The sequence below is a fragment of the Teichococcus vastitatis genome (assembly GCF_003604215.1).
GTDB lineage: Bacteria > Pseudomonadota > Alphaproteobacteria > Acetobacterales > Acetobacteraceae > Pseudoroseomonas > Pseudoroseomonas vastitatis.
This window is the reverse complement of record NZ_QXGS01000004.1, coordinates 111,145-129,840: the sequence shown is the minus strand read 5'-3', so window position 1 is coordinate 129,840 and position 18,696 is coordinate 111,145. Positions and strand designations below refer to the sequence as shown.

Annotated in this window: 19 protein-coding genes; 2 read left to right on the top strand and 17 right to left on the bottom strand. The window is 71.6% G+C overall.

The window, feature by feature from the left end; translation table 11 throughout:
- Window positions 1–9 precede the first annotated feature (9 nt).
- On the bottom strand, window positions 10–411 hold the full coding sequence (locus D2K64_RS08465) for a winged helix-turn-helix transcriptional regulator (protein WP_120007816.1): 402 nt from the start codon (window positions 409–411) through the stop codon (window positions 10–12).
- Window positions 412–509: 98 nt separating this feature from the next.
- Here D2K64_RS08465 and D2K64_RS08460 point away from each other — a divergent pair, with 98 nt between their 5' ends.
- Window positions 510–1,574 (top strand): SDR family oxidoreductase, encoded by a 1,065-nt coding sequence (locus tag D2K64_RS08460; RefSeq protein WP_120008112.1) that lies wholly within the window; start codon window positions 510–512, stop codon window positions 1,572–1,574.
- Between the two features lie 9 nt (window positions 1,575–1,583).
- Here D2K64_RS08460 and D2K64_RS08455 read toward each other — a convergent pair whose 3' ends face one another.
- From D2K64_RS08455 to D2K64_RS08450, 3 genes are all read right to left on the bottom strand, one after another.
- Window positions 1,584–2,318 (bottom strand): 2OG-Fe dioxygenase family protein, encoded by a 735-nt coding sequence (locus D2K64_RS08455; RefSeq protein WP_120007814.1) that lies wholly within the window; start codon window positions 2,316–2,318, stop codon window positions 1,584–1,586.
- A gap of 64 nt (window positions 2,319–2,382) precedes the next feature.
- Window positions 2,383–2,544: a hypothetical protein gene (locus tag D2K64_RS24310; RefSeq protein ID WP_157985774.1), complete on the bottom strand. Its 162-nt coding sequence runs from the start codon at window positions 2,542–2,544 to the stop codon at window positions 2,383–2,385.
- A 6-nt stretch (window positions 2,545–2,550) separates the two neighbouring features.
- Window positions 2,551–3,213, bottom strand: coding sequence for a dienelactone hydrolase family protein (locus D2K64_RS08450; protein ID WP_120007812.1), 663 nt, complete (start codon window positions 3,211–3,213; stop codon window positions 2,551–2,553).
- On the opposite strand from D2K64_RS08450, the gene D2K64_RS08445 reads away from it, so the two are divergent.
- The gene (locus tag D2K64_RS08445; RefSeq protein ID WP_238384087.1) at window positions 3,212–3,469 is read left to right on the top strand and encodes a DUF4169 family protein; all 258 of its coding nucleotides are present in this window, start codon (window positions 3,212–3,214) and stop codon (window positions 3,467–3,469) included. The two genes, D2K64_RS08450 and D2K64_RS08445, sit on opposite strands and share 2 nt — an antisense overlap.
- A 34-nt stretch (window positions 3,470–3,503) precedes the next feature.
- Here D2K64_RS08445 and D2K64_RS08440 read toward each other — a convergent pair whose 3' ends face one another.
- The 13 genes from D2K64_RS08440 to gpmI form a co-directional block, all read right to left on the bottom strand.
- Window positions 3,504–5,345, bottom strand: coding sequence for an ATP-binding protein (locus tag D2K64_RS08440; protein WP_157985773.1), 1,842 nt, complete (start codon window positions 5,343–5,345; stop codon window positions 3,504–3,506).
- 139 nt (window positions 5,346–5,484) lie between these two features.
- Window positions 5,485–6,579, bottom strand: a complete 1,095-nt coding sequence (gene ychF, locus D2K64_RS08435; RefSeq protein ID WP_120007806.1) for a redox-regulated ATPase YchF — start codon at window positions 6,577–6,579, stop codon at window positions 5,485–5,487.
- A 60-nt stretch (window positions 6,580–6,639) separates the two neighbouring features.
- A complete protein-coding gene (locus D2K64_RS08430) occupies window positions 6,640–7,053 on the bottom strand; it encodes a hypothetical protein (protein WP_120007804.1) in 414 nt (137 codons plus the stop codon).
- A gap of 3 nt (window positions 7,054–7,056) precedes the next feature.
- The gene (pth, locus tag D2K64_RS08425; RefSeq protein WP_120007802.1) at window positions 7,057–7,629 is read right to left on the bottom strand and encodes an aminoacyl-tRNA hydrolase; all 573 of its coding nucleotides are present in this window, start codon (window positions 7,627–7,629) and stop codon (window positions 7,057–7,059) included.
- Window positions 7,630–7,647: 18 nt separating this feature from the next.
- Window positions 7,648–8,289 carry a 50S ribosomal protein L25/general stress protein Ctc gene (locus D2K64_RS08420; RefSeq protein ID WP_120007800.1) on the bottom strand — a complete coding sequence of 214 codons (642 nt, stop codon included), beginning with the start codon at window positions 8,287–8,289 and terminating at the stop codon, window positions 7,648–7,650.
- A gap of 184 nt (window positions 8,290–8,473) precedes the next feature.
- Window positions 8,474–10,843, bottom strand: a complete 2,370-nt coding sequence (locus D2K64_RS08415) for a putative bifunctional diguanylate cyclase/phosphodiesterase (protein WP_157985772.1) — start codon at window positions 10,841–10,843, stop codon at window positions 8,474–8,476.
- Between the two features lie 230 nt (window positions 10,844–11,073).
- Window positions 11,074–11,646, bottom strand: a complete 573-nt coding sequence (locus D2K64_RS08405) for a histidine phosphatase family protein (RefSeq protein ID WP_120007794.1) — start codon at window positions 11,644–11,646, stop codon at window positions 11,074–11,076.
- Window positions 11,646–12,269, bottom strand: coding sequence for a glutathione S-transferase family protein (locus D2K64_RS08400; protein WP_202910592.1), 624 nt, complete (start codon window positions 12,267–12,269; stop codon window positions 11,646–11,648). The genes D2K64_RS08405 and D2K64_RS08400 overlap by 1 nt, the downstream gene beginning before the upstream one ends.
- Before the next feature lie 70 nt (window positions 12,270–12,339).
- On the bottom strand, window positions 12,340–12,810 hold the full coding sequence (locus D2K64_RS08395) for an RNA pyrophosphohydrolase (RefSeq protein WP_120007791.1): 471 nt from the start codon (window positions 12,808–12,810) through the stop codon (window positions 12,340–12,342).
- Between the two features lie 17 nt (window positions 12,811–12,827).
- Window positions 12,828–13,988, bottom strand: a complete 1,161-nt coding sequence (locus D2K64_RS08390; protein ID WP_120007789.1) for a divergent polysaccharide deacetylase family protein — start codon at window positions 13,986–13,988, stop codon at window positions 12,828–12,830.
- 25 nt (window positions 13,989–14,013) lie between these two features.
- On the bottom strand, window positions 14,014–15,384 hold the full coding sequence (locus tag D2K64_RS08385; RefSeq protein ID WP_238384086.1) for a S41 family peptidase: 1,371 nt from the start codon (window positions 15,382–15,384) through the stop codon (window positions 14,014–14,016).
- A 145-nt stretch (window positions 15,385–15,529) separates the two neighbouring features.
- Window positions 15,530–16,918, bottom strand: a complete 1,389-nt coding sequence (locus tag D2K64_RS08380) for a murein hydrolase activator EnvC family protein (protein ID WP_120007785.1) — start codon at window positions 16,916–16,918, stop codon at window positions 15,530–15,532.
- A 16-nt stretch (window positions 16,919–16,934) separates the two neighbouring features.
- Entirely contained in the window at window positions 16,935–18,479 is a 1,545-nt protein-coding gene (gpmI, locus tag D2K64_RS08375; protein WP_120007783.1) for a 2,3-bisphosphoglycerate-independent phosphoglycerate mutase, read from the bottom strand.
- Window positions 18,480–18,696: the final 217 nt, after the last annotated feature.

The following is an 18,696-nucleotide window of genomic DNA, read 5'->3' as shown; positions in this document are numbered from 1 at the left end:
CCCGGGGGATCAGCCCGGGACCGCGGCTCCGCCCCGCCGGCGCGAGCGGGGCCGCTGGCCCAGCCGGTCCAGTGCCGCCGCATGGGCGCGGCCCCATTCATACAACATCTCGATCGGCTCGATGAACTCGCGGCCGAGCGGCGTCAGGCTGTATTCCACATGCGGCGGCACCACGTCGAAGACGCGCCGCGACAGCAGCCCGTCCCGCTCCATCTCGCGCAGCGTCTGGGTCAGCATCTTCTTGCTGATGCCTGGCAGGCTGCGCTGCAACGCGCCGGTGCGGGCGGTGCCGCCATGCAGGGCATGCAGCGCGTGCAGCACCATGCTGGTCCATTTGCTGCCGAACAGCTCCAGCACCCGGCGCGGGGCGCAGTCTTCCTCGTGAACGGTGGGCGGCGGCTTGGCGGCCATGGGCACTCCAGGGTGACTATGTCCCTTTCGGGTGCCTTCTAGCGGCCTGCCGCCGGCCCGCCTACCTCCCGGGCCGCAACATAAACCGGGGTGAGATGATGCAGCATTCGGCATTGGTGGTGGGGGTCAGCGGTATCGTCGGCAACAACCTGGCGCGACATCTGCTGGAGCGCGGCTGGCAGGTCGGCGGGCTGGCACGGCGGCCGCCATCGGACATCCCGGGCCTGCAGCCGCTGGCGGCCGACCTGCTGGACGCTGCGTCGCTGCGCACGGCGCTGGCCGGGCAGCGGCCGAGCCACGTGTTCCTCACCACCTGGATGCGGCAGCCGACCGAGGCGGAGAACATCCGGGTGAACGCCGCCATGGTGCGCAACCTGCTGGATGCGCTGCGACCGGGCCACAGCGTCGCGCATGTGGCGCTGGTGACGGGGCTGAAGCACTACCTCGGCCCATTCGAGGCCTATGGACAGGGCCGCCTGCCGGCGACCCCGTTCCGCGAGGAGCAGCCGCGCCTCGACATCGAGAATTTCTACTATGCCCAGGAGGACGAAGTGTTCGCCGCGGCCGCGCGGGACGGCTTCGGCTGGAGCGTGCACCGGCCGCACACGGTGATCGGCTACGCCCTGGGCAACGCCATGAACATGGGCGTCACGCTCGCTGCCTATGCCACGCTGTGCCGCGAGACGGGAAGGCCGTTCCTGTTCCCCGGCTCCGCCGCGCAATGGAACGGGCTGACCGACATGACCGATGCCGGGCTGCTGGCCCGCCACTTGGAATGGGCGGCGCTGACACCGGCGGCGCGGGACCAGGCCTTCAACGTGGTCAATGGCGACGTGTTCCGCTGGAGCTGGATGTGGGAGCGCATCGCCGGCTGGTTCGGCCTGCAGCCTGCGCCCTTTCCGGGTGAGGGCATCCCGCTGGAGCGGCAGCTGGCCGACGCCGCGCCCCTCTGGGCCGATCTGGCGCAGCGCCGCGGCCTCGCCGAGCCGGATCTCGGCCGCCTGGCCTCGGCTTGGCACACGGATGCCGATCTGGGCCGGCCGATCGAGGTGGTGACCGACATGAGCAAGAGCCGCCGGCTCGGCTTCCTCGATTATCAGGCGACGGATGATGCGTTCTTCGCCCTGTTCGGGCGGCTTCGGGCGGCGCGGGTGATTCCCTGAGCCGCCTGCTCAGGTGGCCCGGAAGGTCAGCACCAGAACGTCGCGGTGGCCTTCCCGCGCCGGGTCGAGCGGCACCACCGGCGTCACCCCGTGCCAGACGCGGCGGTCGTCCAGCAGCACGCTGTCCAGCGGCTCGGCCAGGGTGAAGCTGGCGGCATCGTCTGACTGGCCGTCGATGCGGATAGCGGTGGTGCCGCCGGCCACGTTCTGGCGGCCGATCAGCGTCACCAGCACGAAATCGACGCCGTCCCGGTGCATGCCCTCCGGCGTCGGCTTGCCGGCTTCGCCGGCGCGCGCCTGGATGCGGAACTGATGCGCCTCGACCTGCCAGGCGGTGCCGGGTCGCAGGGCGTCGAACACGGCGCGGGCACCGCGCAGCAGCGCATCCAGGGCCGGGCCCGCTGCCACCGCATCCTCGACCGGCTCGAACCAGCGCTGTATGCCGCCATTCAGCGGGTTGTTATCGAGGCTCTGGTAATGCGGCTGGTGCGGCGCGCGGTGCGGCGTCGCGTCATCCGCCGACAGCCGCCACACGGCATGCCGCCGCAGGCGGTAGCGGCCCTGGTCGGCCATGTGCCGGTCCGGGGCCAGATCGTGCCAGCTGGCCACGAAGCCAGCCCAGGCCGCACCGCGCAGCGCGCCGCCTCGCGGATCGAACAGGTCCCGCACCGCGGCGCCGGCGAGGGCGGCATGGCCTTGCTCCCGGATCCGGTCAACGAGAACGAAAAGATCGGCGTCGGGCATCGGGTTGGACCTGTGCAAACGGAATGGCGAGCATGGCGCTGCATCGCGAGCGCCGGAAGCGGCGTTAGCGATCGTCCGGATTGCGGCCGCGGAATGCCATGACGACGGCGCCGATGGCCAGCAGGGCGAACATGATCACCGGCGGGCTGTCGAACTCCGCGAAGCCGCCGAAGGTCAGGAAGGCCAGCAGGATCAGGGCGATGCCGGCCGCCAGAAGATAGCTCATCGCCGTTCAGCCGAGATGGCCGGCGAGAAAGGCGAGGGTGCGTCCCATCGCCAGATCGGTGGCCGCCGGATTGAAGGAGTCGCGCTCCTCGCAGGCGAAGCCGTGGCCGGCACCCTCATACACGAACACCTCCACGCCGAGCTGCGCCGCACGGATGGCGTCCACGTCCTGCAAGGGGATGCCGTGGTCCTCGGCGCCGAAATGCAGCTGCACCGGGCAGGACGGCTTCTCCTCCTTCGCCGCGGCGATGCCGCCGCCGTAATAGCCGACGGAGGCGGCGAAGCACTGGCTGCGCGTCGCGCCGTGCCAGGCCACGGTGCCGCCCCAGCAATAGCCGACCAGGCCGTGCCGGGCGCCGGAGGGCAGGGCGGCGGCTGCGGCCTCGATGTCCAGCAGCGTGGCGGCGGCGTCGATCCGGCCGCGCAGCGCCATGCCCTGCTTGCGGTCCTCCGGCCCGTAGCCCAACTCCACGCCCGGCTCGGCGCGGTCGAAAAGGGCGGGGCAGACCACGGCATAGCCCTGCGCCGCGAACAGATCGCAGACGTGGCGCATGTGCCGGTTCACGCCGAAGATCTCCTGCACCACCACCAGGGCGCGCGGGGCATCGTCCGGCCCGACCCGCCAGGCGGACAGGCGATGGCCGTCGGCGGCCGCGAGTTCGATCTGCATGGTGGCTTCTCCAGATGGTGCCGGGCGGTTTCCCGGCACGACGATTGCGCGCTATCCTCGGCGCATGGCGGAGATCGTCAACCTCAACCGGCATCGCAAGCAAGCCGCCCGGCAGGCGCGGGAGCGCGAGGCGGTGCTGAACCGCGAGAAGTTCGGGCGCAGCAAGGCCGAGAAGGCGCGCGATGCGGAGGCCGAGGCGCGCCGCGATGCCTTGCTGGACGGCGCCCGCCAGGAGCGGCCGGACGGCGAAGCCTAGCCGCCGGAAGTGCCGGCCCCGTAGCGCCGGCGGATCAGGAGCGAACAGGCGGCAGCGCCTCGGCCTCGCGTGTTGGAAGGGCGGCCAGCATCTCCAGCAAGGTGCTGCGCTGCACCGGCTTGACCAGCACGTCATCCATTCCAGCGCCGAGGCATGCCTCGCGCTGCACGGCGCCCCCTTCGCCGGTCAGCGCAACAATGGTCAGGCGTGGCCGGGCCGGCGCCACGGCTTCCGCCGCGCGGATCCGGCGGGTGGTTTCCAACCCGTCGAGGCCCGGCATCTGCACATCGATCAGCATCAGGTCGACCGGCTGCTGCGCCAGCTGCGCGAGGGCTGCCTCGCCGCTCTGTGCCTGCAGCACTGTATGGCCGGCGCCCTGCAGCAGCACCTGCACCACCAGCCGGTTCACCATCACATCATCCACCACCAGGATGCGGCATGGCGGCCGGTCGCTGCGGGTGCTGGGCGGCAGCGGCGCTGGCAGGGCCGCCGGCGGCAGGTGCAGGCGGACCCAGAAGCGGCTGCCTTGCCCGTTCTCTCCCGCTTCCACGCCGATGCTGCCGCCCATGCAGGCCACCAGCTTGGCGGTGATCGCCAGGCCGAGCCCGTGCCCCTCGCTTGCCGCTTCGCCCGGCAGGGGCGGCAGCCGGCTGAAGTCGCGGAACAACAGGGTGCGCTGGGTGGCCGGAATACCACGGCCATTGTCGATCACCTCCAGCAGCAGCCCGCCGCCCACATCCGGACCCAGCGCCAGCCGCACCCGGCCTCCAGGGGGCGTGAACTTCACGGCATTGCCCAGCAGGTTCAACAGCACCTGGCGCAGCCGCCGGGCGTCGCCCAGCACCGCCTCCGGGCTGTCCGGCGCCATTCTGAGATCAAGGGCCAATCCCTTGCGGTCCGCTTCTGTCCGCAGCAGCGCCACGGCGTCCTCCAGCAGCGGCCGCAGCGGCACGGTGTCCCGCTGCAAGGTCAGCCTCCCGGCCTCCACCAGGCCGATATCCAGGACGTCATTGACCAGGGCCAGGAGGTGCCGCCCGGCCTGGCCGATCACCGCCACCTGCTCGCGTTGCGGCGGTGTCAGGTTGCGGTCGCGGGCCATCAGGTCGGACAGGCCGAGCACGCTGTTGAGCGGCGTGCGCAATTCATGGCTCATGCGGGCCAGGAATTGTGACTTGGCCCCATTGGCCGCCTCCGCGTCGTCGCGCGCCGCGGCGATCACCGTCAGGGCCTGCCGCTCGCGCCGGGCCAGGAACAGCACCATCAGGGCGAAGCTGGTGATCACCGCATGCAGGATCGCTTCCAGCAGGATCATGCGGACCAGCAGCCCGTCCGGCAGGCTGCGCGTGCCGCTCCATTCCGGAGCGGCGAGGACCATGGGAATGCGGGCCAGGATCAGCCCGCCATGCAGCGCAAAGGAGGCGGCAAGGACGCGGCGGAATCCTGGTGCCTCGCTGCACCGGCGCAGGAACTCCGCAGCGGTGAACAGCAGCGGGGGGCCGCCCAGAACGGAGGCCAGGAGAACGCGGCTCTCCTGTGTATCCAGGGCCGGCAGGCGGCGCAGCAGCAGCCAGAGCAGCGGAGCGGCCAGCAGCATCCACCATGCGGCGGGCCGGCCGTCGAAATGGCGGGCACCGATCCAGGCATAGCCGATGGCCAGCAGCACCAGGGCATTGCCTGCATCGATGGATGCCCAGTCCGGCAGGACGTGCCGCAATCCGAGCAGCAGGCTGCCGCTTCCTGCCAGCAGCAGCGACAATCCCCATTCGCGCAGCCCGGGAGACCTGCGGCGATCCAGCGAAAGGCCGCACCAAAGGCTGCCCATGGTGACGCTGATCATCGCGCCGACGATCAGCAAGGTGGCGCTATCGAGAATCAAGGCGAAGGGAAACCCGTCAGGCCCGGCGGCGAGGAGATGGCCGACTCCTGATGGCGCCGGAGTGGGCGCACACCCACTCTCTCAACCATAACGGGAATTTTATCGCGAAGATACCGGAAAGCGTGTGGTCCGCCGGCTGCTACACATTGAAACGGAACAGCATGATGTCGCCGTCCTTGATAACATACTCCTTGCCTTCCACCCGCATCTTGCCGGCTTCCTTGGCGCCCTGCTCGCCGCCCAGCGCCACGTAGTCGTCATAGGCGATGGTTTCGGCGGCAATGAAGCCGCGCTCGAAATCGCCGTGGATCACGCCGGCCGCCTGCGGCGCCTTCATGCCGCGGGTGATGGTCCAGGCGCGCGCTTCCTTGGGCCCCACCGTGAAGTAGGTGAGCAGGCCGAGCAGGCCATAGCCGGCGGCGATGACGCGATCGAGCCCCGAATCCGAGAGGCCGAGCCCTTCCAGGAACTCGCCGCGATCGGCCTCGTCCATCTGGCTGATCTCGGCCTCGATCGCGGCGGACACCACCACGGCCTTGGCGCCTTCGGCCGCGGCGCGGGCGAACACCTTCTCGCTCTGCGCGTTGCCGGTGCCGGCAGAGGCTTCCTCGACGTTGCACACATACAGCACCGGCTTGGAGGTCAGCAGCTGCAGGCGGCGCACCGCTTCCTCCTCGCCCTTCGGGATGGAGGCGCGGGCCGGCCTGCCGTCGCGCAGCCCGGCGAGGATCGGCTCGATCAGGGCTACCTGGGCGGCCGCATCCTTGTCGCCGCCGCGCGCGCGCTTCTGCAGGCCGAGCTGCCGCTTCTCCAGGCTGTCCATGTCGGCCAGCATCAGCTCGGTCTCGATGGTGTCGGCATCCCGGATCGGATCGACGCTGCCTTCGACATGGGTGACGTCGTCATCCTCGAAGCAGCGCAGCACATGCACGATGGCGTCGGTTTCACGGATGTTGCCGAGGAACTGGTTGCCCAGGCCTTCCCCGCGGGAGGCGCCGCGCACCAGCCCGGCGATGTCGACGAATTCCAGCGAGGTCGGCACGATCTTGGCCGACTTGCCGATCCTGGCGATGGTGTTGAGCCGTGCATCCGGCACCGCCACGCGGCCCATGTTGGGCTCGATGGTGCAGAACGGATAATTGGCGGCCTGGGCGGCGGCTGTCTGGGTCAGCGCGTTGAACAGGGTCGACTTGCCGACATTCGGCAGCCCGACGATACCGCAATTGAAGCCCATGGGCCGGTCCTCGGAAACGGCGTCGGGGCAGCAGCAGCGGCGCCGGCGCGGGATGGATGGTCAGGCCGCGCCGAGCGAGGCCGCGATTTCCTGTGCGATCTGCGCCGCCGCGATGCGCGCCGCCGCGTCATCGGTCGGCAGGGACAGGGCCGCGGCGCGCAGCTGGATCACGGCGCCGGTCAGCGACACGTCCAGCGTTTTGGCCGCCGCCGCGATCAGCCCGGCGCGGGCGGGGCCCTGCGCCTCCGACACGGCCTGCGCCATGGACAGGGCGAGGGAAGCGCGGGCCGCCGCCGCTTCGATGGCGCCGTTATGGCCGGTGTCGCTGGTTTCCAGGGCGGCGGCGGTGGTGGCAAAGCTTTGCGCCTGGGCCAGCAGGCCGGCCGCCAGGGCGGCGGCGCCGTTCGCCAGATCCTCGGGGCCGGGGCCGCCGAACTCGGCCGCCAGATCCGCCGCCGCGTCTTCGATCGCCATGGATTAATTCTCCTGAGTCAGCAGGGCCACACGGGTCATGAAGGCTTCCCGCTCGCCGCGGGCCAGCAAGGGTGCCGCATCCGCGACCGCATCCAGCAACGGTTCCAGCCAGGTGTCCACCTTGGCGAAGTTGCCGAGCACGTGGCCGGTGACCTTTTCCTTCATCCCCGGATGGCCGATGCCGAGGCGGACCCGCCAGTAATCCGGCGTGCCGAGCCGCCGGTCCATGTCGCGCAGCCCGTTATGCCCGGCCGCGCCGCCGCCACGCTTGACGCGAACCTTGCCGGGGGCGAGGTCCAACTCGTCATGAAAGGCTGTGATGCCATCCGGCGGGATCTTGTGGAACGCCGCTGCCGGCTGCACCGATTCGCCGGACGCGTTCATGTAGGTCTGCGGCTTCAGCAGCAGCAGCTTCTGGCCGGCCACCGAGCCGTCCGCCACCAGGCCCTTGAAGCGGCTGCGCCACGGCGCGAAGCCGTGGCGCCGCGCAATGGCGTCGAGCGCCATGAAGCCGATGTTGTGCCGGTGCCGCGCCTGGCCCGGCTCGGGGTTGCCGAGGCCGACCCAGAGCAGCACCGAACCGATCCTTCCGGCTTACTTCTTGCCCTTGCCCTTGCCCTTCGCCTCGGGGGGCGGGGCAACCGGGGCGGCGATCACGACTTCTTCCTCGACCGTCGGCGCGGCGATGGTGGCCACCACGAAGTCACGGCCGGTGATCACCGGCTTGGTGCCCTTCTGGTCCATCACGTCGGACCAGCGCAGGCTGTCACCGATGCTGCTGGTGGACAGGTCGATCTCGAACTGGTCAGGAACCTGATCCGGATCGGACAGCACCTCGAGGTCGCGACGCACCACGTTGACCACGCCGCCTTCCTTCACGCCCGGAGCGTTCTCCTCGTTGAGGAACACCACCGGCACCTTGACGCGGATCATCTGACCCGGCGCCAGGCGCTGGAAGTCGACATGCATCGGGTTGTCCTTGACGGGGTGGAACTGCACCTCCCGCATCAGGCAGCGCTCGGTGCGGCCGGCTACATCGACCTCATAGAGGTGCGACTGCCAGCCACCCTTCTGCAACTCCTTCATCACGTCGCGCGGGTCGAGCGACAACAGCGTCGCCTCCTGCTTCGCGCCGTAGATGACCGCGGGAACACGCCCCGTCCTCCGAGTCGCGCGCGCCGCCCCCTTACCGGCCAACTCGCGCGCCTCGCCTTCGATCCGAATGGTCTGGACCATTGCTTGGCTCCAAATCTCTGAGACGCCCGGCGGGCGTCGTTCATGCCGTCTCCGGGCGGCTGCCCGAAAACAGTTGCGCCGGCCTCCAGGGGTGCCAGCGCAGCGGCGGCGAGATACGCGATCTGGCCCAAAGGTGCAACAACCATGGCCAGGTTCCGGGGCCGGGTGGCGCGGCTGCGTCGGATCAGGCCCTGGCCAGCGCATCATCCAGCGGGTCCAGCCAGACCAGCCTGCGATAGGTCTCGATCGGGGCCGGGCGGCCATGCAGGTAGCCCTGCACCGCCTCGCATCGCTCGGCCCTGAGGATCGCCAGCTGCTGCCGGTTCTCCACCCCCTCCGCCACCACCGGGATGTTCAATCCCCGCGCCAGCCCGAGCACGGCGCGGACGATGGCCAGCGCCTGGACGTTGGTGTCGAGGTCTTGCACGAAGGAGCGGTCGATCTTCAATCGGGTGAAGGGAAAGGCCCGCAGCGTGCTCAACGAGGAGTAGCCGGTGCCGAAATCATCCATGGCCACCTGGACCCCCATGGCGCGGATGGCGTGCAGGGTCGGCATGGCCGGGCCGCCTTCCTCCAGCAGCAGGCTCTCGGTGACCTCGATCTCCAGCCGCGTCGGCTCCAGGCCGGTTTCGGCCAGAAGGTCACGCAGCGAGCTGACGTAGTCCGGGCGGCGCAGCTCGGCGGAGGAGGAATTGACGCTGATGCGCAGCGGCCGGTCCCACAGCGCGGCCTCGGCGCAGGCGGTGGCGCGCACCCAGGCGCCGAGCTCATGGATCAGCCCCGAGGCCTCGGCCGCCGGGATGAAGACGGAAGGCGGCACCTCGCCGCGCACCGGATGCGTCCAGCGCAGCAGCGCCTCGAAGCCGGTGGTCTCGCCGCTCAGCGCATCCACCTGCGGCTGGTACACCAGGCTGAACTCACGCCGCGCCAGCGCCTGGCGCAGATCCGTCTGCAGGGCGCGGGTTTCCCGCACCTCGTGATCCATGGCGGAGGCGTAGAAGGCGAAGCCGTTCCGGCCGTCGCGCTTGGCCTGGTAGAGCGCCAGATCGGCTTGGCTCAGCAACCGACCGGGCTCCTCGGCGTGCAGCGGGCAGAGGGCGATGCCGATCGAGGCGGACACCGTTACCTGGATGTTGGAGGGAAGGTCGAAGGGCTGGGCCAGCCGCGCCACCAGCCGCCGCGCCAGCGAGGACGCCTCCTCCTCGCTTCGGGCGCCGCCCTGCAGCACCACGAATTCGTCGCCGCCGAGCCGCGCCATCACGTCGCCCGGGCGCAACTCCTCGCGGCAGCGGGCCACCACCGCCAGCAGCAGCGCGTCGCCGGCGGCATGGCCGTGCAGGTCGTTCACGTCCTTGAAGTGATCCAGGTCGAGGCAGAGCAGCGCGAAGGCGCCATCGCCGCGGCGGCGACCGGCAACGGCGTGCTCCAGTTGCCGCTGCAGCGCGGTGCGGTTGGCCAGCCCGGTCAGCGCGTCGTGATGCGCGATGTGGCGGGCCTGCGCCTCGGCCGCGCGGCGATCCCGCAGGTCGCGCATGGCGGCGACGATGCGCGGCCCCGAGCCGGTGTCCAGCCGGCGCGAGCGCATCTCCACCGGCACGGCCGACCCCGCCTCGGGCAGCAGCAGAGCCGGCACCGCGCCGCGCTCGGCCGCCAGCAGCAGCGCGGCGGTGCCGAGGCCGGGATCGAGCTGCAGCAACTCCGCCAGGGGGCGGCCGCGCGCGGTGGCAGCGCGGCCGCCCAGCAGCGCCTCCAGATGGATGTTGAGATCGCGCACGATCAGGTCGGAGTCACACAGCGCGATGCTCTCGAAGGTGGCGTCCGCGAGGCCATGGAACCGGTCGCGCTGGGCCGCCTGCTCGCGCGCCAGACGCAGCACCGTCCAGGCGGCGAGGCCCAGCAACAGCAGCGTGGCGAGGCTGGCCATCAGGACCAGCGGCGCGCCCGCCGACGCGTCCGGCGGCTGCGGCGCCGCGCCTGGCGGCGGCACGGTCAGCGCCGCCATGCCCGCCAGGTGCAGCAACAGCGTGCCGAGGCCCATCAGCCCCGCCATCCAGAGCGCCCCGCGATCGCCCTCGAGGCGGCGGGTGAAGGCGACGGCGAACAGCGCTGCCACCAGCAGCAGGGAAGCGCCCGTCAGCACCGGGTGGAGGCGCAGGGAAGCCGGCATCGCCAGCCCGCCGGTGTCAAGATAGAGCAGGGCGGCCACCGCGAGGCCCAGCCCGGCCCCGGCCACGGCATGGATCACGGGCGCGGCGAAGCGCCGGCGCAATCCGAAGGCCCAGGCCGCCGCCGCCAGCATCAGAAGCGCCAGCAGGAGTGTGCGGCCGGCATGGTGGCCCGCCGGCCAGGCGGGAAGATGGGCGAGCATGGCAATGAGATGCGCGGTCCAGATGCCGCCGCCCGCGGCCGCCGCGACGGCCAGCCTGCTGCGGGTCCCGGCGCCGCTGCGCTCGATCTGGCAAGCCGTCCAGCAGCCGGCGACGCAGACCAGCCCGGCCAGCAGCAAGAGCAGCCCGTTCTGCTGCTCTCGGACGCAGGTCAACACAGCCAGCATGTCCTGTCACTCCTGATGGCGGCGGCAGGATGACGCAGGGCCTGCCACAGCCCCGCCGCCCAGCATGGCCCATGGGAAGGACCCCATGGATTGTGCCGGCGGCGGAGAGCGGACGCTAAATCAATTTTGAGGTTAGAAGCAGCCCATGAAATAAACCTGATCGATGATTCATTCCGGGTGTTGCGCGAAAGCGGCGTTCCTGTTTCGGATCTGGCCGGGACAGGCTGGCGTCAGCCAAGGGCCAACGGCTCGAACTGCCAGGCTTCCTCGCCGGGAGGCGGCGGGGTGACCCACATCGGCAGGGCATTGGGCGTGCGCACATTGGCCGGCAGCCCCGCCTCGGCGCGGAAGGCACGCCACAGCGCCCCATGCGCCACGATCAGCACGGGGCCGGGCTGCCCCAGGCAGAAATTCACCGCGCCCACCGTGCGTTCGCGTAGCGCGGCGAAGCTTTCGGCGCCTTCGGGCGTCATGTGGCCTTCGACCCAGTCATTGAACCAGCCGGACATTTCCTGCCCTTCCTGGGCACCGAAGGACACCTCGCGCAGCGCGTCATGCACCTGTACCGGCAGGCCGAGAACGGCGCCGGCCGCCTCCGCCGTGTCGCGCGCCCGCGACAGGGGGGAGGAGACGATGGTGATGATCTCCTTGCCGCGCAACGCCTCGGCGGCCCGTGCGGCCTGGGCGATGCCGACGCTGTTCAGCGGGATGTCCACGTTGCCCTGGCTGAGGCCGCGCGCATTCCAGTCGGTTTCGCCGTGGCGCAGGAACCAGAACGGCTTGCGGGTGAGACCGGACGCCATCAGCCGGCCAGTCCCTCGGCGGCCAGCGCGCGCTGCACCGCCGGACGGGCCATCATCCGTTCGAAATGCGCGGCAAGGCGCGGCGACAGCGTCATGTTCATCCGCTTCACCGCCCAGAAGGCGACGTAGAACAGGGCAGCGTCGGCCACCGAGTAGCCGGAGGGCAGCAGCCAGTCGGAACCCTTCCAGCCGTCCTCCACCACGGCAAAGCCGGCCGCCACCATGGCGCGGCCCTGCTCGATCACCTTGGGGTGGTCGGCCTCACTGGGCGCATATTTGGCCTGGTTGAACAGGCGGGAGAAGGCGTGGCCGTGCAGCGTGCCGACGATGAAGTCCATCGCCTCCAGCGCCCGTGCCTGATCCTCCAGTGCCTCCGGCCAAAGCTTCGCCTGCGGTGCCCGGGCCGCGATCCAATAGGCGATGGCCGGCCATTCGGTCAGCACGGAGCCGTCATCGCGCTGCAGCGTCGGCACCTTGCCCTTCGGGTTGAGCGCCTGGAACTCGGGCTTGCGCTGGTCGCCTTCCTTCAGGGACATGCGCGCCCGCTCGAACGGCAATCCGCTTTCCTCCAGCAGCACATGGATGCCGAGCGAGCAGGTGCCGGGGGCGTAGAACAGCTTCATGATGAATTCCTCTTGCGGGAGGCGGAGCATCGGCGGCGTCCCGGCGCGGCGCAAGGGGCCGGGCACCGGCTCAGCTGCCGGCGAAGCGGGCGAATTCCTCGGCCAGCCGCTGGTAGACTGGCCGCCGGAAGGCCACCACGATCCGCGGCAGCTCGGCCAGCTCGGCCCAGCGCCAAGCGTTGAATTCCGGATGCGGGTCGAGGTCGAGGCGGATCTCCGAATCCTCGCCCAGGAATCGCAACGCGAACCATTTCTGCGTCTGGCCCCGATACCGGCCGCGCAGCGCCTTGCCCAGCAGCTCCGGCGGCAGGTCGTAGTTCAGCCACTCGGCCACCTCGCCGATGATCGAGGCGTGGTCCGTGCCGATTTCCTCGCGCAGTTCGCGCAGCACGGCGATGCGCGGATCCTCGCCCTCATCCAGCCCTCCCTGGGGCAGCTGCCAGGCATCCTGCGCCACGTCGGCCCGGCGGGCGATCAGCACGCGGCCTTCGGCGTTGAACAGGGCAGCACCGACATTGCGGCGGTAGGGCAGTTGGGACATGCGGAGGTTCCAGACGGTCAGGGCGTGTCGGCGGGTGGCTTCACCACGGCGCTGACCGGCACCAGCGCCAAGCCGCGCTGCGGCAGCCCGGCCGCCCAGGCGGCGATGCGGTCGACCAGCAGTGGCGACGGCTCGCCGGCGAGGCCGATGGCGCTGCCGCGGCGGCGGGCAACAGCTTCCAGCGCTTCCAGGCGGAACTGCACCTCGCCGCCGGTCAAGGGCTCGTCCAGCACCTGATCCACGGCGGCGCCCCAGACGGCGGCCGGGGCCGGGGCGCCGGGTCGGGGATCGATGTAGAACAGGCCGCGCGCCTGGAGGGCCGCTTCGAGGGAGCGCAACTGCTCCGGATCCGCGGCGAAGCGCTCTCCGCGCTGCCCTCCCTGCGCACCGATGGTGCCCGGATAGCCGGCGAAGCTGCCCAGGGCCCGCAGCAGCCGCTCCGCATTCTCCTCCCAAGGCATGGAAGCGCGCATCAAATGGTCGGCCGGCAGGGCACCGGCCGAGTCGAGCGGCAGCGCCAGCAGCACCTCCATGCCGCGGCGCCGCGCCTGGTCCAGCAGCAGGTCGGCGCGCAGGGGCAGCGTGCCGAGGGCCAGGGTGGCCGCGGCCGGCAGGCGGCGGATCGCCTCCTCCGAGCGCGGCGCCGAAAGGCCGAGGCCGCCGATCACCAGCGCGATGCGCGGCAGCTCCGTGGCGCCGGCCGCAGCGGCGTAGACCTGGCGCGGCGGCCGGCTATCGGCGGCGATGCGCGGCAGCGGACCATGCGCCGACGGTTCCAGCAGGGCAGGATCGGGGGCGGCGACCGGCGGTGGCGCGGCTTCGCTGCGGGCACCCGGCAGGGGCGGCGGCGGCGGCGCCTCGGGAGGGGCCTGCCAGGGCTCCGGCTCGGCGGCAGGCGGCAGCGGCGCGGTGGTCACCGGCTCCGTGGCCGGCGCCGGGCTGCCGTCAGCCGCGGGGGCCGCCGGATCGGGCAGGGTGGCGGGCGGCGAAGCGTCCGGGGAGATGTCCGCGGCCATGCCGGAGGAGGAGGGCGCGGCCGGCGGCGATGCGGCGGATGGTGGCTCCGGCGGGCCGAGCTGCTGGAGCGTCAGCGCGGTGCCGCCGGCGCCCACCAGCACAATGCCCCAGAACAGGGCCAGCGCGCGCCACGCCTGGCGCGCGACGCTCCGGTCCGACATGGGCCGCCTGCCTCCAGCCGCCGCCTCAGCGAGCGGCGCGGCGCTGCGGCTCGGCGGCCGACCAAGCGCGCAGCAGCGTCGCCGCCTGTTGCAGCTGGTAATCCGTCTCGGGCTTGGTCGGGTCAAAGGCCGGCGCGCCCTCGGGCGGCAGGCGGGACACCTTGTCGCTCACGCCCGGCGGCAGGTTCACCGGCGGCACCGGTGCCGTCTCGTGGGTGCTGTTGTCGTTGCGCAGCGCCTTGCGCAGATCGGCCTCGCGGTCGCGCAGCGGGGCGTTGGCTTCTTCCCGCGTCGCCAGCACCTCGATGTCGGGCGAGATGCCGAGTGCCTGGATCGAGCGGCCCGACGGCGTGTAGTAGCGGGCGGTGGTCAGCCGGATGGCGCCATTGCCGGGAATCGGCATCACCGTCTGCACGCTGCCCTTGCCGAAGGACTTGGTGCCGAGCACCACGGCCCGGCGATGGTCCTGCAGCGCGCCGGCAACGATCTCGCTGGCCGAGGCGGAGCCGCCATTGACCAGCACCACCACGCGCAGCCCGTCGGCGATGTCGCCCGGCTTGGCGTTCCAGCGCTGCGCGTCGTCGGGGCGGCGGGCCCGGGTGGACACGATCTCGCCCTGCTCCAGGAAGTCGTCCGACACCTGCACCGCCTGGTCGAGCAGCCCGCCCGGATTGTTGCGCAGGTCGAGCACCAGGCCCTTCAGGTTGTTGCCGGCCTGCCGGCGCATGGTGGCGATGGCGTTGCGCAGCGCCGTGTCGGTCTGCTCGTTGAAGGAGGACAGGCGCACATAGGCGATGTCGTTGCCTTCCAGCCGGAAGCGCGCCACCTGCGGGCGGATTACGTCGCGGGTCAGGGACAGCTCGATCGGCGTCTCGGCGCCGGGGCGGCGGATGGTCAGCTTGATCGCCGAGCCGCGCTCGCCACGCATCTTCTCGACCGATTCCTGCAGGGTCAGCCCCTGCACGGATTCGCCGTTCAGGTGGGTGATCAGGTCGCCCGGCTTGACCCCGGCCTTGGCCGCCGGCGTCTCGTCGATCGGCGAGATCACCTTCACGTAGCCGCCTTCCTGGCTGACCTCGATGCCGAGACCACCGAACTCGCCACGGGTCTGCACCTGCATGTCGCGGAAGGAGCGGGCATTCATGTAGGAGGAATGCGGGTCGAGGCCCTGCAGCATGCCGTTGATCGCGCTCTCGATCACATCGCGGTCGCTGACCGGCTCGACATATTCGGCGCGCACCCGTTCGAACACGTCGCCGAACAGGTTCAGCAGCCGGTAGGTTTCGGCGCGGCTGCCGCTCTCCTGCGCGATGGCGGAGACCACCGGCGGCAGCACCACCGGACCCAGCACGGCGCCGGCCAGGAAGGCGGCACCCACCACGCCGACGGTACGCATTCCAGGCTTCATCGAGCAGACCCTTCAATTCGACTGGCGCATTCATCGCCACGATCAGTGCGTGGCGTCCAGCCCTACCCTAGAGCGGTTTGGGGGGCTGCGGTCAAATTGAAACCTTTCTCGACAATTAACGGTGTGCGATGCCTCAGCCGCGCAAGCGGAACCACGGCTTCGGGTCCACCGGGCGGCCATTGCGCCGCAGTTCCAGATACAAGGTGGCACGACCGCCGCCGCCGAGCTGCCCGACCGGCTCCCCGGCCAGCACGCGGGAACCCGGTTCGGTGTCCAGCGTGTCCAGCCCGGCCAGCACCACATGGTAGCCGCCGCCGCAATCCACGATGATCAGCTGGCCATAGGAGCGGAACGGCGCGGCGAAGGCGACGCTGCCGCCGCAGGGGCTGACCACCCGGGCGCCCCCCGGCGCCAGATAGGTCAGGCCCTGGGAGGGGCCGCCATCCCCGTCATCGCCGAAGTCGCGCGACACGCGCCCGGCCACGGGCACCGTGCGCCCGCCGCGCGGCACCGGCAGCGCGGTCTGCCGCCGCTCCTGCCGGGCCCGTTCCGCCTGCTGCGCGCGTTCCGCCTGCCGGGCTTCCTGCTCCGCTCGTTTCTCCGCCTGGCGCTGCCGCTCCAGCGCCGCCTGCTCACGCGCCAGGGCGGCGCGCTCGGCGGCATCGCCGGCCGCCTTCTGGCGGGCGGCCAGGGCCTCGGCTTCCCGCTCGGCGCGCAGGCGTGCGGCGCGGGCGGCGGCCTCCTGGTCCCGGTGGGCCTGGGCCAGGGCGGCGGCTTCGCGCTCGGCACGGGCCTTTTCCAGCCGCTCCACCACCTCACGCAGGTTGCCGGCGCGGGCGGCCGAGGCCGCGGCCTCGCGCGCCGCTTCAGCCTGCTCCCGTTCGGCCGCGCTGCGGCGGGCACGGGCCTCGGCGAGGGCCTCCTCCACCGCGGCGGCGGCGGCGCGCACCTCGGCCCGCGCCGCCAGGAGCTGCTCCGCCTCCGCCTCGGCCTTGCGCGTCGCCTCGGCGGCGACCGCCTGGGCCAGGCGCAGCGCCTCGACCTCGGCCGACAGGTGGCGGGTCAGGCTGCGCAGCACCAGCGCGCCGCGCAGCGCCGTTTCCGGGTCGCCCGGCACCGCCAGCAGGGTTTCGGATGGCCATTGCCCGAGCCGGCGCATCAGCGGCACCAGCGGCGCCAAGGCCTCGGCCCGGCGGCCCAGGTCCACCACCGCCGCGTCACGGATGGCTGCGGCCTCGCGCGCCGCTTGCTCGGCGGCGGCGGCGGCCTCGTCCGCAGCCACGGCGCGGCGGCCGGCGGCGGCGCGCTGCTCGGCCAGCGCCTGCTCGGCCTCGGCGGCGTGGCGGGCGGCCTCGGCGGCGGCGGCGGCGGCGTCCCGCGCCGCGCGGGCGGCCGCCTCGGCTTCCTGCAGCGATTGTGGCGCCGGCTCCGCGGCCATGCCCGCCGACGCGCCGGCCAGTCCGGCCAGCAGCACCGCCGGCAGCAGCAGCCCGGCGGGAGGCAGCGCCCGCCGGCGCCGCATCAATCGCCCATCCGCATCAGGAACCGGTTCGCAGCAGGCTGTGGCCGGTCATGGCGGCGGGCTGCGCGACGCCGAGCAGCGCCAGCAGCGTCGGCGCCACATCGGCCAGCCGGCCTTCCGCCAGACCGGTACCGGCCGGGCCGCCCACCAGCACCAGCGGCACCGGGTTGGTGGTGTGCGCGGTGTGCGGGCCGCCCGTGGCCGAGTCCCGCATCATCTCCGCATTGCCGTGATCGGCGGTGACCAGCATCGCGCCGCCCTGGCCGCGCACCGCCTCGACCAGCCGGGCGAGGGCGGTGTCCACCGCCTCGCACGCCCGGGTGGCGGCGGCCAGGCTGCCGGTGTGGCCCACCATGTCGGCGTTGGCGAAGTTCAGCACGATCAGGTCGAAACGGCCGTCATGGATCGCCTCCACCGCCTTGCCCGCCAGTTCCGGCGCCGACATCTCAGGCTGCAGGTCGTAGGTCGCCACCTTGGGGGAGGGAACCATGATCCGCTCCTCGCCCGGAAAGGGCGTTTCCTCGCCGCCATTCAGGAAGTAGGTGACGTGCGGGTACTTCTCGGTCTCGGCCATGCGCAGCTGGGTCAGGCCTGCCTTCGACACCACCTCGCCCAGGATGTCCTTCAGCGTCTGCGGACCGAACAGGGTGTCGAGAAAGGGATTCAGCGCCTCGGAATACTCGGTCATGCCGGCGGCGCCGGCGAGCTTCGGCCGGCGCGGCGGCTGGAAGCCGGCGAAGGCGGGGTCGAGCAGGGCGGTGAGGATCTGCCGCACCCGGTCGGCGCGGAAGTTGAAGCACAGCAGGCCGTCGCGGTCCCGCATGCCCGCATAGTCGCCGATGGCGGTGGCGGGGATGAACTCGTCGGTCTTGCCCGCCCTGTGGGCGGCGGCGATCGCCTCCGCGGCGGTGGCGGCATGCCCGATGCCGGTCTCGTCGCCGCGGCCTTCCACCATCACGTCGTAGGCGCGGCGGACGCGTTCCCAGCGCGTGTCGCGGTCCATGGCGAAGTACCGGCCGGTGAGCGATGCGATGCGGGCGCCGGGGGGCAGCGCCGGCTCGAACCGGGCCAGATAGTCCGGGCTGGCTTCCGGCGGGGTGTCGCGGCCATCCGTCCACAGGTGCAGTGCCACGGGAATCCCGGCCGCCGCGAAGGCGCGCGCCAACGCCAGCCCGTGATCCTGGTGGCTGTGCACGCCGCCCGGCGAAAGCAGTCCCATCAGGTGCAGCGTGCCGCCGGTCCGCTTCAGCGCCCCGACCAGGCCGGTCACCGCGGGAAGCGTCGCGATCGATCCGTCGGCCGCCGCCCGGGTGATGCGCGGCAGTTCCTGCAGCACCACCCGCCCGGCGCCGAGATTGAGGTGACCGACCTCGGAATTGCCCATCTGACCGGGCGGCAGGCCGACATCCTCGCCGCAGGTGTGCAGGAAGCTGCGCGGTCCGGCGGTCCACAGCGCGTCGAAGCAGGGCGTCTTCGCCTGCCGCACGGCGTTGTCGGCCATTTCGTCCCGCCAGCCCCAGCCATCAAGGATCACCAGCATCACGGGCTTCGGACGGGGCATGAGCATCTCTCCGGCGCAGATTCAGGCTGAGGCGACGGGATAGCCCCGCAGGGGGGGATTTGCCCAGGGGGGAGGACGGCGAGGAGACCACGGAATGGCAGGGTCGCGAACGGCCTGGCGGCGGAAGCTGTTGTGCCGGCCTGCCGATTCGGCTTGTTACCTGCGGTTGCTGCCGAAGACTCCTTTTCACGAATCTGGTTGTGCTAGGCTGGCCGGC